Here is a 13376-nt window from a genome sequence, read left to right on the forward strand (position 1 = left end):
CCCGCTAGAACGTTTGCCTGATCTTCGTATCGGAATTGGCAAACACCTCGTCCGGCACAAAAAAGTCGCCTGCCAGCGGTCCGGTCGCGCCTGGTGAATAGACCGAAAAGTCGCTCACGCCCTCGGCGCGCAGCACTTCCTCGTCGATGTAGAAATTGCCTGTTGTTTCGCGCGACGGCCGCATGAAGATGGCATGCGCGGCATCGGCCATGATGTCGGGCGACCGGCTCATTGCCGCTACCATGGCACCGCCCAGAAGATTGCGCACGGCCGCCGTGTCGATGGTCGAGATCGGCCACAGCGAATTGACCGCGATGCCGTCCCTGGCGAACTCCGCGCTCAGGCCCAGCGTGCACATCGACATGCCGAACTTGGCCATGGTGTAGGCGACGTGGTTCTTGAACCATTTGGCCTTCATGTCGAGCGGCGGCGCCAGATTCAAGATGTGAGGATTTTGCGCCAACTTCAGGTGCGGAATGCACATTTTGGACACCAGGAAGGTGCCGCGCGTGTTGATCTGATGCATCAGATCGTAGCGCTTCATGTCGGTCTCCAGCGTGCCCGTAAGCTGGATGGCGCTGGCATTGTTGACGCAGATATCGATGCCGCCGAATTTCTCGACAGTTTTCGCGACCGCCTCGGCGACCTGCGCCTCCTCGCGGATATCGCACAACATAGGCAGCGCCTTGCCGCCCGCCTGCTCGATCTCTTCAGCGGCGGTGTAGATCGTGCCGGGCAGCTTCGGATGCGGCTCGGCGGTCTTGGCGGCGATCGTCACATTGGCGCCGTCGCGCGCGGCCCGCAGCGCGATCGCCAGCCCGATGCCACGCGACCCGCCGGAGATGAACAGCGTCTTTCCCTTGAGCGACATTTTTCCTCCGCGTGCATTGTTTCTTTGGGCAATCCTTGCCCGCGCCGCTGCCGGATACAAGAGCTTGCCAAGGGAAGCCATGGTGACGTTGGGGAGGGTCTGGCAAAAACTTGGGCTCCTCGCCCCCACGGWTGTGGGGGAGAGGTGGCTCGGCGAAGCCGAGACGGAGAGGGGGTTACACGCGACCCTGCGTTACTTTTTCAATGTGCTCTGAAGGCAGCCAATTTCGCTCGCTGGCGCTGCCCCCTCTCCGTCCGCTACGCGGCCACCTCTCCCCGCTCTGCGGGGGCGAGGAACCCAAGCTTTCCTAAACCAGCACCAGCCCCTGCCGCATCGCAATCGCAATGGCGTCCGTGCGGTTGGCGGCTCCCAGCTTGATCAGGATCGCGGCGACGTGGAACTTCGCTGTGTGCACGGAAATGTTCAGCCGCCGGGCGATCACCTTGTTGGGCGCGCCTTCGGCCAGCAGCGCCAGCACTTCTGCCTCGCGCGGTGACAGCGTGGGCCGTGTGACGGAGCCATCGTCGAGCGGTTCCTCGCCGAACAGCCCACTGTGGCCTCCAGCCCCATTGGCCGCATCATCGCGATCGAAATCGTCATGGCGATCCGGCGTCGAACGCCCGTCGCCGGACACCCGGTAGCCGGCCGCTGCCAGTCTGACGGCAGCAGCGATCAGAGTCGCATTCGCAGCCAACGGCAGCACGGCAAACACCTGGCCCTCTGGCCGGATAGCGCGCACGGAGAGCAGAACTTGTGGGGGCGGAGTATGGCCAGCCCTCACCCGATCGATCCAGGCCGCGCTGTTGGCAACAGCATCATCGATGACCGCGACATCGGCGACCCCGCCGCCAGCCACGACCGGCAGCAGGTCTTCCGCCATTGCAAGCGAAGCGGACAAGCGCTCGGCGCGCGCGGCATCGCGCAGTGCGATGAGCACCACGAGCTGGCGTTCGCTGCTTGCCACTTCCGGCCCAGCCATATCGGGCCTTGTCAGCGTGTCGCTTTCCATCGATCCTCTCAGCTCAGCGGCTTCTCGCCGATGGTCAGCGCAACATCGCGCTGTTCGCCGCCGCGCACCATGCCAAGCGTCACCGAAACACCGGCGCTGTCAGGCCCGAGCCGGCGGATCAGATCGCGCGGACCATGCACCGCCTCGCCGTTCCACGCCACGATGATATCGCCCAGCGACAGGCCGGCAGCCTTGGCCGGGCCGTTGTCGTCGAGGCTCATCACCATCGCGCCATGCGCATCGCGGTCACGCACCGGATGCAGGCCAGCGCCGAGATAGCCGCGCGCAACATGGCCCTTCTCGCGCAGCGTCGCCACCGCACGTTCGATCGTCTCATAGGGCATGACCAGCGCCCGGCCACGCGGCCCGAACAACAGCATACCGATCAGCGCGCCCTTGGCGTCGAGCACCGGACCACCCTCGAAACGGCCGCCGGCGCCGACAGCCAAATTGATGCGCCGGTCGATCGTGCCGCCGCGCATCGAGCGCCAGGCCGGGCCGACTTCGCCGACCGAACCCGACACCGCCAGCGCTGAGCCCTGGCTGCTGCCGATGGCAATGGCAATATTGCCTGGTCGAACGGCATCAGCCTTGGCAAGGACAGGTATGGCGGTCGCATCGGCGGGCTTCAGCAAGGCAACGCCCGTCGAAGGATCGCGACCGACCAGCTCGGCCTTCGCCGTCTCGCCCGAGGCCAGCGTCAGCTCGATCTCCTCGCCGGCCTCGACAGCCTCCTCGGCGGTGACGAAATAGCCGTCGCCCCAGTGGAAGGCGCTTGCCGTGCGGTGATGATGAGTAGTGAAGCTTGCCGTTGCCGGCGCCGCCTTGGCAGCGAGATCGGCGATCGCCTGCGAAAATGCATTCAGATTGAAGTCGCTCATGAATATCTCCTGGGTTTTCTCATGCCCCAGATATCGCTCGGCAGCGTGCCCGGAGGTACTCGCCTGACGGCTAGTTGCTGGTTTGACTGGCCATCTGGTCAGGTCGCGGCGGTTCCGGCCGCTCCGCACATATAGTCACGATCAAGCCTGAAAACACGGAGCCCGACCATGGCCCTTGCCGCCCAAAAGTTCCAACCTGATGAGACGTTGCTCGACGCCTATTCGACGACGGTGGCCGATGCCGTCGACCGCATCGGCCCGGCCGTCTGCCGCATCGAGCGCATTGGCGGCCAGGGCGGCCATGGTTCCGGCTTCGTCATTGCGCCGGACGGGTTGGTCGTCACCAATTTCCATGTCGTCGGCGACGCCAGGACGGTGCGCGTCTCGATGCCGGACGGCGCCTCCGGCGAGGGCCGCGTGCTCGGCCGCGATCCCGACACCGACATCGCGCTGGTGCGCGCCGACGGCAGCTTCGCCGATGTTGCGCCGCTTGGCGATTCCAAGCGGCTGCGGCGCGGCCAGATCGCCATTGCCATCGGCAATCCGCTGGGCTTCGAATGGACGGTCACCTCAGGCGTCGTCTCGGCGCTCGGCCGCTCGATGCGCGCCTCGACCGGCCGGCTGATCGATGACGTCATCCAGACCGATGCCGCGCTCAACCCCGGCAATTCCGGCGGCCCGCTGGTGTCGTCGGCCGGCGAGGTCATCGGCGTCAACACCGCCATGATTCATGGCGCGCAAGGCATCGCCTTCGCGGTTGCCTCAAACACCGCCAATTTCGTCATTTCGGAAATCATCCGTTTCGGCCGCGTGCGCCGCGCCTTCATCGGCGTCTCGGCCGATACCACCAATCTGCCGCGCCGCGCCGCCCTTCTGTCGCAAGTGTCGACCAGCACCGCGGTGCGGCTGCGCAGCGTCGAGAAGGAAGGCCCGGCGGCCAAGGCCGGTCTCAGGGAAGGCGACATCATCGCGGCAATAGACAGCCGCCCAGTGACCGGCGTCGACGACCTCGTGCGCATGCTCGACGCCGAGCGCATCGGCCGCGAGACGCTGTGCACGGTGGTGCGCCGCACCGGCGTCAGCCAGGTGACGGTGACGCCGGTGGCAAGGGCTGGGTAGCGGAAATCAGGACTCTTCGCTCGGAGCCGGTTTTTTCGGCGCGGCAACATCGATCAACTGACCACTCGCTGGTGGCAGAATCTGCCGAAGTTTCAGGATACGCGCGGTGGTGATGGCACAGTCCTGCCATTCCTGATCGCCCTGAAACCTGAGGATCGCCATAACTTCGGCCTTTGCTCTCAGAGCCGCCAGGAATGCATCGGGGTTTTCGACAGGCAGATGCGGGACCGTCTCATCCGGCTGGTCGAGCAAACGATTGGCGAGGCCGGGAAAGCTGCTCAGCGTGAACCAGCTTTTCGGCCATTCGATCATCAGGATGATCCACAAGGCCAGGATCTTCCATTCCGTCGAGCCGGGTTGCACGCTCTGCTCGATGCGGGCGACCTCTTGCAACAGCGTGATGGCGTTGATGATGCGCTTGATCTGGCGCGGGTTGGCCGGCAGCACGCTGGACAGCGCCTCCAGCCGATGCCGCGTCGCCGCTTCGGCCGTTTTGTCGGTGGCGGCACGCAAGGACAGCCTGCGGTCGAAATCGGTCAGCAAGGCGTCGGTGACGGCGGGGCTTACCGGACTTGCGATGATCTCTTCACGGACAGTCTGCGCGGCACTTTCGCGACCAAGGGCCTCGTTCTGCTGCAGCACGCTGTCCACCTTGAACTCGAACTCGCCGCGCATCGAGGCATCCGCCTCGAAGACGACATCGAGCGGTAGTCCGCTTCGATCCGATAACGCCTGCTTCACCCCCAGCAGATCCCGCACATAGGTGCGGCGGGCAGCATCCGAAATGTCCGGCAGCACGAAGGAGAACTGGATCGCCTTTTCGGCGAAGCGGGCGCCGAATTCATGTTCCGGCCCGACGTGTATCCCTTTCATCGCCTCGTTGACCTTGGTGAAACACTCCTCGATCCAGTCGCGATCGCCAAGCAGGATGAACACCAGGCGCGGACTTTTGAGGATGGTCTGCATGCCGCGGATCAACTCGACGACGAATGTCGGCTCGCAACGGTCGAGATCGTCGACGACCACCAGAACCGGTCGTTTGAGCGATGCCATCATTTTCGCGAAATGCGCTCGGAACCGGTCGAGCGGATCGCCTGAACCCAAAGCATAGTTCTTTGCCGCGTCGGGTGTGCCGGACAGCAAGGTTGAACTCAGTGCCGACAGCACGGTCCATATCAGCGGTGCCCCTCCCACAAGCGCGGCGATGACCACGGAAACAAAAGGACCGAGGCTGGTGGTGTTCGCATTGACCCCCTTGTCATCGAGTTTGAGCAGGCCAAAACGAAAGAAGAGGACGACCGCAAAAATACCCAACACGGTAACCGCCACCTTGTTGCGGATGTCGGGCGTCCATACGCGCCAGACCATTTCGCGCAACCAGCACCATGACCAGTCAGCAGCGCGCAGCAACGGCGAAAGGTAGCCTTGCCCGGCAGCTGGCGGTTGCGGCACCAGCGGCGCATTAGGCAGCGGGTTGCCCGACGCGTCGGTCGCGGGCGCTGGTTCGACCAGCAAGTCCTCGGCATAAATGGCGTCGGTCGTCTGTTTGCGGATCGCCTGATAAAACACCCACCATGGCGGCAGCACATGCTGGTGCTGCCATGCGTTGAAGGTGACGATGTGCCAGGGTCGCCGGTAGGACTCCGGCCAGAAATTTGGGTCGCCGAGCGGCAGGCCCAGCATCCAGGCCGGCGCTGGGCCGGCCACCCTGTAGGGATTGAGCAGGCGGATCAGGAAATTGGCAAAGCTGGTCTTGCCGCCACCCCATGGCGCGTCGATGTGCACGACAAAGCCGGGTGGCGGTTCCCTGGCTGGCCGCTTAGGCCAGAGGCCCGTCCAGCGCGCACTGTTGCCGCCGTAACTATCCCGAGGCTTTTCCTTGTTGAGCTGATCCCAGACTTGATTGAGCCGTCCCGCCAGCACGAAGGCTAGATCCGAGCGGCTGAGAAAATCGACATCAGGATCGGTGGAGTCATCGAGGAAACTGGTCTCGACCGCGGAGGTCTCTGGTGGCGGTGATGGCGGTGGAGGTGGAGGTGGCGGCGGTGGCTCCGGCGGCGGAGTTGACGTGGTCGGTGTGGCTTCCGATTCCGGCGTTGGATCGGGATCGGCAACCGGATCCTTCCTGTCCTTCACACGGGCACCGCGGATGGTCCCGCCACCGGCGGATGAAATCTGTCCTTTGCTTTGACGTTTGCGAACCGTTCCGGGCCGCGAAGTCGACACCGGGCGGGATCGCGTAATCATTTCCATGACTTCGGCCGGCGACATGCCTTCCAAGCCGCCGCGTTGCTCCTTGGGATTTTCGGAAACCGGGCTGGCAAGCCAGGCTGCGATATCCGCATTCACCTTCGCCGGCTCCCGGTTCCACCACTTGTCGGGTTGACGGGCAATGCGCAGATCAAGTGTCTCGCTGAAGTAAGATATTGGTCGCGAACGTCGGCTATTCGGTAAAATCGCGCGATACCATTCTATCCAAAGTTTGAAGCCTGCCGCAGACAGATCAGGATCCTTGACCATGTCGTCGAACGGCGCGCGGACCCAATGCGGAAAATTGGCCTGAAATCTTGAATCGCCGCGCACATCGATCAACCACAGCGGCTCGTTGATCAGCCTACGAGCAGCTTCCGCGGCGCCTGAGCTTTCAGATTCAGACAGGAAGGACACATCGGAAGCAACACTTTCCCGTATCTGAGCCGCGCCGACGCTGCTCGCAACGACGCTACCGGCATTTGCCGCGAGCTCGGCAGTGATCGCCGCCGAGCTTTTCGTTCCTCTATCGCTGAAGTCGGCAGCCGTGACAGCGGCTTGAACGACCGCGGCCGGAGCACCAGTTCGAATGTTGCTGCCAACGACCAAGGACTCGGCCACAGCGGTGCCAGCGTAAGCGGCATCCGAAGTGGCTGACCGCATATCTTGTGTCGGGTACCTGCGGGCGAACCAGGATATAAACGCAGCCCGAAAAACAATCAGAAGCAAGCGTTCACGGGAAATCGGCGCATCGGCATTGGCCAGCGGCAGCACTCTTAGCGCAAGCCGCGCCGCTATCGCCTGCGCCCATTCCGGTGGCTTGTCCACCAGCCAGTTCTCAAGCTCTTCTCGACTGCCAATGCTGATCCGGTCCGCCACCCTCAGCCCCCCTCCAGCCTCGGTTCAGGATGGCCGCTGTCTCGACCCTGCGCAAGCAGAGAATATGCAGGCCTCTGCCGGGCAACAGTACGTTGAAGATATTGTCGCGGTTCTATTGGCGTCGCCGTCATATGGCTTCAGTCGGACGGAACTTTCTAACCATTCGATACTTCAGACCACCACTCAAGCGCCCGTCGCCCCCGCCGCATACTGCGCCAAAAATTCCTCGCTGGGCGGGATCGGCTTGATGACGTCGATCAGCACGCCATTGGGATCCCTGGTGATGAAATGGCGCTGGCCGAAGGGTTCGTCGCGCAGCGTCCGCAGGACCGGCAGGCCGGCGGCAAGAATCCGCTCATAGACCGCATCGGGATCCCTGACCTCGAAATTGATCAGCAGACCTGAGGTGCGCCCCCGCCCCTCCTCCGGGATTGTCTCGTGGTCACCCTGGACGATGCCGAGGTTGACGCGTTTGTTGTCGACCGACTGCAGGTGCACGTACCAGTCGCTTTCAAACAACGGCTGGAAGTCGAAATGCTTGATATAGAAGGCCGCAGTGCCGGCGACGTCGCCGGTCATCAGCACCGGGTAATAGCTTGATATCTTCATCTTTCTTTCTCCCTGGACATAACATACAGTCTGTATGTAAATCGAATTAACATACAGGCTGCATGTATGCAACAGGAATCCGCGCGCCGTTCCAACCGCGACCGCACCGAGGCGACCCGCGCCGACCTGATCGCGGCGGCGCGAAAGCTGTTCACGGAAAAATCCTATGCCGAGACCGGCACGCCGGAGATCGTCGCCGCGGCCGGCGTAACGCGCGGCGCGCTCTATCACCACTTCGCCGACAAGCAGGCGCTGTTTGCCGCCGTGGTCGAGCAGGAGGCGCAAGCGGTGGCGCAAGAGATCGACCGCGCTTCGCCACCCTCGCTCGAAGCCCGCGAGGCGCTCATCGCCGGCTCCGACGCCTATCTCGCCGCCATGCGCGCGCCCGGCCGCACGCGGCTGTTGCTGCTTGATGGTCCGGCCRTGCTTGGCCGCGCCGCCATGGATGCGATCGACAATAGCCACGGCAACCGCTCGCTGCGCGAGGGACTGGTCGCGGCGATGCGGGCCAACAGGATGACGAGATTGCCGGCGGAAGCGCTGACCGCGCTGCTTGCATCGGTCTTCGACCGCGCCGCACTCGCCATCGAGGCCGGTGCGTCAGCCGAGGATTACCGCGCCGTTCTCATGGCGCTGATTGACGGACTGTCTCCGGCTCCTCTTCAGGCACCTCGCCCGGCTCGAACTCGTTGAAGCAGCCAAGCCCGCGCTTGAACCGTTCGATCAGCCAGGCCGCCGCCGGCTTCGGGGTGCTGTCGTTGCGATACATGGCAAACATCGGCGAGCGCACCTCGCTAAAGGGTTCGAGGTCCAGTTCCACCAGGCGACCTGTGGCCAGATCGTCTGATATCAGCCAGCGCGGCAGACCGCCCCAGCCCAGCCCCTCGCGCATCAGAATATGCTTGGTGCGCACATCCGTCAGCCGCCAGGTGCGGTAGGCAAAGACACCGAAGTCGCGTCCCTTGGTGCGTTCGGACTGGTCGGTGACGACAAGCTGGGTGTGTTCGCGCGCATCCTCGATCGCCACCGGTTTTGGCAGCAGCGCCAGCGGGTGGGTGGGCGCGGCAGCCAGAACGATCGACATGAAGCCGATGCGCACGAGGTGAATGTCGTTGACCTCGCCAAGCAGGCCGCCAATGCCGAGATCGGCCTGGCCGCTGACGACATGATCGGGGATCAGGCCGAGCGTGCCGATATGCAGGCGCAGCATCACGGTTGGGAACTGCGCCTCGAACGCCTTCAGCACCTGCACCAGCACCGGCGAAGGCAGTGCTGAGTCGACCGACAGCGCGACCTCGGCCTCGAGCCCCTGATGGTGGCCGTCGACGCGCGAGCGGATGCGCTGCAGCACGCCGATCATGCGTCGCGCATCCTCCAGCATCGCTCGGCCGATCTCGGTCAGCTGCGGCTCGCGCGTGCCCTCGCGTTCGAACAGCTTCAGCCCAAGCTGCGCCTCGAGATTGGCGATGCCGTAGCTGATGACGGATTGCGCCCGGTTGAGCTTGCGGCCGGCGGCCGAAAAGCTGCCTGTTTCGGCAACCGTCACAAAGATCTGAAGTTGGTCGAGTGTCGGGTTGGGCTGCATTACCTTATCCACATTGTAGATGGATCGTATATAAAATATACCAGTTTTTCGAATGGGTCGATAGGCCCATATGAGGCGGGACAATTCAATTCCCACTGGAGAGACCCGCTATGTCCATTCTTCTTGTAACGTCGAGCCCGCGCGGCGCTGCCTCGCACTCAACCCGCATCGCCACCGAATTCGCCGAAAAGCTCGTCGCCGCCGATCCGTCGAACACGCTTGTCGTGCGCGACCTCGTCGCCAACCCGCTGCCGCATATCGATGCCGACTATTCGACCGGCATCTACACGCCGGCTGAAGCCCGCACCCCGCGCCAGGCTGAAGTCGTCGGCGTGTCCGACGTCGTGCTCGACGAACTGTTCGCCGCCGACACGGTGATCCTCGCTACCGGCTTCATCAACTTCAACATCTCCTCGACGCTGAAGTCGTGGGTCGACCACATCGCCCGCTCCGGCAGGAGCTTTGCCTATGGCGAAGGCGGCCCCAAGGGCCTCGTCACCGGCAAGAAGGTCTATATCGTGCTGGCTTCGGGCGGCATCTATTCCGAGGGTGCGGCCGTGCAGTTCGATCACGCCATTCCCTATCTGCGCGGCGTGCTCGGCTTCCTCGGCATGACCGACGTCGACGTCATCCGCATCGAAGGCGTCGGCATGGGCCCTGACGCGGTGACCGCGGCACTCGCCAAGGCGACTGCCAAGGTCGACGCCGTGGTGGCCAGCCAGCAAGTCGCCGCTGCCGCGTAGGGCTGACGATTATCTGAACTTCAAAGGCAGGCGCCCGCGCCTGCCTTTTTCTTATCAAGCGTCCCTTGCCTCGTCCTGCTGCGTCTCCGACAGCGGCGGCAACACGACAGCCGGATGGCGGCCTTCGCGCAGCATCAGCCCAAGACTGTAGTCGACGGCCAGCTTCATGGCGCCGAGCGCCGTGCCGCCGTCTTCCAGCGAGCTGACGGCGATCCGTGTCGGCCACGCAAGTTCCGCCGCGACGTGCTCGACCTTTTCCGTCATCAGCGGGTTTCTGCCGACACCGCCGCCAAGCACGATCAGGCCGGGGTCGAGCATGCCGATGCAGCCGGCCGCCAACCTGCCGATATCGGCGGCATGGCGCGCGACGGCCGCTACCGCCGGTGGCGAGCCCTCGAGCGCGCGCGCGAACAGATCCTTGGCCGAGTCGGGCGGCGCGCCTTCCCCGGCGGGCCAGTCGACACGGCAGCGCTCGACCAGCGCCCGCGAGCCGAGATAATGTTCGAGCCCTTCACGATAGGGCGTCTCGCTGGCCGACCACGGGAACGGCATACGGCCGATTTCGCCGGCCGCACCACCGGCGCCGCGAAACAGGCGCCCCTCGGTGATGAAGCCGAGGCCGACCCGCACGCCGACTTGCAGGAAGGCGAAGGTCTGGTGGCCTTGCGCGGCGCCAAAATGCATCTCGCCGATGGCCGCGCAGTTGACGTTGTTTTCCAGAATGATCGGCACCTCGACGCTACGGCGCAGCAGGCCAAGCACGGCGGACGGCCCACCTGGCCGGTCGAAACGATCGTTGGAGACGATGCGCGGCACGGCCACAGCAATGGCGCGCAGCGCGCGAAAACTCTTGGCCACCCTGGCCATGGTGGCACGCGCCACCGACAGCACGACGGCGCCGACCTCGTCGGCATCGCCGGCTATCGCATCCGGTATCGGCTCTTCCATCGACGCCAGCTTCTCAGCATCCATCGAATAGGCGACGGCGCGCACCTGAGCGGCGCCGACATCGATGCCGATCGCGTAGCCCGCACCCGGACCGATGCCGTAGATCGTCGCCGTGCGGCCAATGGCGCCACGCTCCAGCCCGCGCGAGGTAACGAGGCCCAAGGCGCTCAGCTCCGACACCGCCGCCGACATGGTCGGCTTCGACAGGTCGAGCATGGCCCCGAGCTTCGGCCGCGTCACCGGCCCGTGCGCGGCGAGCACGCGCAGCACGGCGCGGGCGCTGTCGGTCAGATTGGGGATTTCCGCAGCCGCCATCTCAGCCGTTCGACCTTTGCCCTGAAATCCTGTTTCCGGTCGGTGGAAGCGCAAGCGCTGCCCCGACTCGAAAGCCACATCCCGTCCTCAATGCCCCATTGCTGACCGGTTTGGCAATTTCCTCGATGCCCGGACAAGGACGTCAGACTTCGGTCGGCGACCACGGCTTCAGCTTGATGTCGGTCTGGCGGTAGCGGAACACGATGTCGGTAAGGCCTGCCGCGTCCTGCATGTCGCCTACAATGAGCTGGATGGCGATGATCTCCAGTATGGCATCGGCGATGGCGTTGCCGAGCGCCGGAACCGAGATCGCCACCAGCCTGTCGGCTGGAGCGACATCGCTGCGCCGCGTCACCAGCACCGAGGGACAGCCCAGCGCCGCAACATCCTGCGCGATCTTGACCTCGCGGCCATCGCCGATGGCGATCAATCCGGTTGCCGCATCCTGCGATTCCATCGGTCCGTGCAGATAGTTGAGCGTGTCCCAGCCCGATGCCGGCACCCGAACGGCCTCGCGGATCAGCATCGCCGCCTCGCCGGCATTGGCGAAACCGAGACCGGCGCCGACGATGTCGATGGATGTTCTGCCCTGCAGCAACCGCGCCGCCTGGTCGGCACCCTGTTGCGCACCGGAGAGCACTGTGGCGACCGCGGTCGGCAAACGCGTCCAGTCGAAGCTGTTGCCGGCAAGCCTGTCGATCAGCATGCCGAGTGCCAGCAAGGTCCCGGTATAGCCGGTCGAACTGGCGCCATTGTCGGCGCCCGAATCCGTGGCAAGCACCGCACCAGTCAGATCAGCCAGCGGATTGTCGCTGCCACGGCAGACCGCGAGGCGTGGCGCGCGCGACGCCTCGCGCATGACGTCGGAGATTTCGCGGCTCTGCCCCGAAGCCGACAGTGCGATGAACGCATCGGCGGCCGAGTCCGTACGGCCATAGAGATCGGTCGGCGTATAGGCAAAAGCCTTGATACCGGAGGCGCGCAGATAAAGCGCGCCGGCCAGGGCGGCCTGGTAGCTGGCGCCGATGCCGGCAAGCCCGATCGTCTTGCCGGCAAAGGCGCTGAGATCGAGGCCGTCCAGCGACGCAGCCACCGAGCGCCGGCCGATTTCAAGACTTTCGGTCTGGCGCGCCACCGCCGGGCGGTAGCCGATACGCTTCATCATTCAAACGACTCCAGTTTGCGAGGACAGCCCTTGACCGACCAGCAGCCGTCTGGCCAAGGCGACGGCACCCAGCACCGGCGGCTCGCGCAGCAGCAGCACCTGGCTCGACGGCGATATTTTTGCCATGGCCTCGACAAATGCCGTCATCAGCATCGGCTGCTCCGAGATGACACCGCCGCCGGCCACGACAAGGGCGGGATTGGCGCCGCGTTCGATCAGGAGTTCGACCAATGCGGCCAACCCTGCGCCACCTTCCCTGATGACACGAATGGCCAGAGCCGAGCCGGCGATCGCCGCGTCGAACACGGCATTGGCATAGCGGCCCCAGACCGCCGCACCGCGTGTCTCGTTGAGCAGGATGCCGAGCTTGGTCTGGTCGTCGGTATCGAGTTCGCGCATCAGGGCGGCGATCAGCGGGTCGCCATCCTGGCCCCGGTCGAGGCTATGGCGAATCGCCTTCGCCGCCTCGCGCACCAACGCCGGCGCGCTGCCCTCGTCGCCAAGGATCCAGCCCCAGCCGCCTGCGGCCAGCATCTTGCCATCGGCCATGCGCGCCACCGCGATGGAGCCGGTGCCGGAGACGACACCGATACCGTCGTCATAGCCAGCGGCGGGCACCATCAATTCGGCATCGTTGACCACCTGCACCGCACTACCGGTCCTGCCGGAGAGCAGCGCCTGGAAGCGAAGGCATTGTTCACCCGTATCGCAGCCATGCGCGCCGACTGCCAGCGCGACAGGTGCTGCGCCGCCGCACAGCCCAGCGACGATGCCGGCCAGTGTCGTGGCATCGGTCTCCATCTGGCGAATGCGCCAGCTCTCCGTCACCAGCACCTCGTCGGCGATCGTGTGCCCGCCCTGGCACGCCATGATGCGCGTCTTGGTGCCGCCTATATCCACGCCTGCAATGATTTTCTGGGTCACCGACATCCACCGCGCACGCCGGACGAAGCGGGCTGCCTCGTCCAAATCCACATTAGTTAGGAAACTTTACAAACTATC

Annotated in this window: 12 protein-coding genes; 3 read left to right on the forward strand and 9 right to left on the reverse strand. The window is 64.5% G+C overall.

All coding sequences use genetic code 11. The annotated features are described in order from the left end of the window. Positions 1-4: 4 nt before the first annotated feature. The 3 genes from AC1DX4_RS28150 to AC1DX4_RS28160 all read right to left on the reverse strand — a co-directional run bounded on the left by AC1DX4_RS28150 (position 5) and on the right by AC1DX4_RS28160 (position 2761). The gene (locus AC1DX4_RS28150; RefSeq protein ID WP_477223411.1) at positions 5-871 is read right to left on the reverse strand and encodes an SDR family oxidoreductase; all 867 of its coding nucleotides are present in this window, start codon (positions 869-871) and stop codon (positions 5-7) included. A gap of 307 nt (positions 872-1178) precedes the next feature. After that, positions 1179-1880, reverse strand: coding sequence for a response regulator transcription factor (locus AC1DX4_RS28155; RefSeq protein WP_477223412.1), 702 nt, complete (start codon positions 1878-1880; stop codon positions 1179-1181). A gap of 8 nt (positions 1881-1888) precedes the next feature. Next, positions 1889-2761, reverse strand: a complete 873-nt coding sequence (locus tag AC1DX4_RS28160) for a S1C family serine protease (protein WP_477223413.1) — start codon at positions 2759-2761, stop codon at positions 1889-1891. Between the two features lie 168 nt (positions 2762-2929). Between AC1DX4_RS28160 and AC1DX4_RS28165 the strand changes: the two genes are divergently transcribed. Then, positions 2930-3880 (forward strand): S1C family serine protease, encoded by a 951-nt coding sequence (locus AC1DX4_RS28165; protein ID WP_477223414.1) that lies wholly within the window; start codon positions 2930-2932, stop codon positions 3878-3880. Positions 3881-3886: 6 nt separating this feature from the next. Here AC1DX4_RS28165 and AC1DX4_RS28170 read toward each other — a convergent pair whose 3' ends face one another. Next, a complete protein-coding gene (locus tag AC1DX4_RS28170; RefSeq protein ID WP_477223415.1) occupies positions 3887-6016 on the reverse strand; it encodes a P-loop NTPase fold protein in 2130 nt (709 codons plus the stop codon). Positions 6017-7192: 1176 nt separating this feature from the next. After that, positions 7193-7618 carry a VOC family protein gene (locus AC1DX4_RS28175; protein WP_477223416.1) on the reverse strand — a complete coding sequence of 142 codons (426 nt, stop codon included), beginning with the start codon at positions 7616-7618 and terminating at the stop codon, positions 7193-7195. A gap of 66 nt (positions 7619-7684) precedes the next feature. On the opposite strand from AC1DX4_RS28175, the gene AC1DX4_RS28180 reads away from it, so the two are divergent. Then, positions 7685-8311, forward strand: a complete 627-nt coding sequence (locus tag AC1DX4_RS28180; RefSeq protein ID WP_477223417.1) for a TetR/AcrR family transcriptional regulator — start codon at positions 7685-7687, stop codon at positions 8309-8311. Here the strand turns inward: AC1DX4_RS28180 and AC1DX4_RS28185 are convergent. After that, positions 8244-9203 carry a LysR family transcriptional regulator gene (locus AC1DX4_RS28185; RefSeq protein ID WP_477223418.1) on the reverse strand — a complete coding sequence of 320 codons (960 nt, stop codon included), beginning with the start codon at positions 9201-9203 and terminating at the stop codon, positions 8244-8246. The genes AC1DX4_RS28180 and AC1DX4_RS28185 overlap by 68 nt on opposite strands. A gap of 110 nt (positions 9204-9313) precedes the next feature. Between AC1DX4_RS28185 and AC1DX4_RS28190 the strand changes: the two genes are divergently transcribed. Further along, the gene (locus tag AC1DX4_RS28190; RefSeq protein ID WP_477223419.1) at positions 9314-9946 is read left to right on the forward strand and encodes an FMN-dependent NADH-azoreductase; all 633 of its coding nucleotides are present in this window, start codon (positions 9314-9316) and stop codon (positions 9944-9946) included. Between the two features lie 54 nt (positions 9947-10000). Here AC1DX4_RS28190 and AC1DX4_RS28195 read toward each other — a convergent pair whose 3' ends face one another. The 3 genes from AC1DX4_RS28195 to AC1DX4_RS28205 all read right to left on the reverse strand — a co-directional run bounded on the left by AC1DX4_RS28195 (position 10001) and on the right by AC1DX4_RS28205 (position 13298). Then, entirely contained in the window at positions 10001-11209 is a 1209-nt protein-coding gene (locus AC1DX4_RS28195) for an ROK family transcriptional regulator (RefSeq protein WP_477223420.1), read from the reverse strand. Between the two features lie 142 nt (positions 11210-11351). Continuing rightward, on the reverse strand, positions 11352-12374 hold the full coding sequence (locus AC1DX4_RS28200) for an SIS domain-containing protein (RefSeq protein WP_477223421.1): 1023 nt from the start codon (positions 12372-12374) through the stop codon (positions 11352-11354). Beyond that, a complete protein-coding gene (locus AC1DX4_RS28205; protein ID WP_477223422.1) occupies positions 12375-13298 on the reverse strand; it encodes a BadF/BadG/BcrA/BcrD ATPase family protein in 924 nt (307 codons plus the stop codon). Between the last annotated feature and the right edge of the window lie 78 nt (positions 13299-13376).

The organism is Mesorhizobium sp. P3_A8 (assembly GCF_056402995.1).

Coding starts and splice junctions, on each gene's coding strand:
- AC1DX4_RS28190 (WP_477223419.1), top strand. CDS start 9,314: ATGTCCATTCTTCTTGTAACGTCGAGCCCGCGCGGCGCTGCCTCGCAC.
- AC1DX4_RS28165 (WP_477223414.1), top strand. CDS start 2,930: ATGGCCCTTGCCGCCCAAAAGTTCCAACCTGATGAGACGTTGCTCGAC.
- AC1DX4_RS28185 (WP_477223418.1), bottom strand. CDS start 9,203: ATGCAGCCCAACCCGACACTCGACCAACTTCAGATCTTTGTGACGGTT.
- AC1DX4_RS28155 (WP_477223412.1), bottom strand. CDS start 1,880: ATGGAAAGCGACACGCTGACAAGGCCCGATATGGCTGGGCCGGAAGTG.
- AC1DX4_RS28175 (WP_477223416.1), bottom strand. CDS start 7,618: ATGAAGATATCAAGCTATTACCCGGTGCTGATGACCGGCGACGTCGCC.
- AC1DX4_RS28195 (WP_477223420.1), bottom strand. CDS start 11,209: ATGGCGGCTGCGGAAATCCCCAATCTGACCGACAGCGCCCGCGCCGTG.
- AC1DX4_RS28150 (WP_477223411.1), bottom strand. CDS start 871: ATGTCGCTCAAGGGAAAGACGCTGTTCATCTCCGGCGGGTCGCGTGGC.
- AC1DX4_RS28160 (WP_477223413.1), bottom strand. CDS start 2,761: ATGAGCGACTTCAATCTGAATGCATTTTCGCAGGCGATCGCCGATCTC.
- AC1DX4_RS28200 (WP_477223421.1), bottom strand. CDS start 12,374: ATGATGAAGCGTATCGGCTACCGCCCGGCGGTGGCGCGCCAGACCGAA.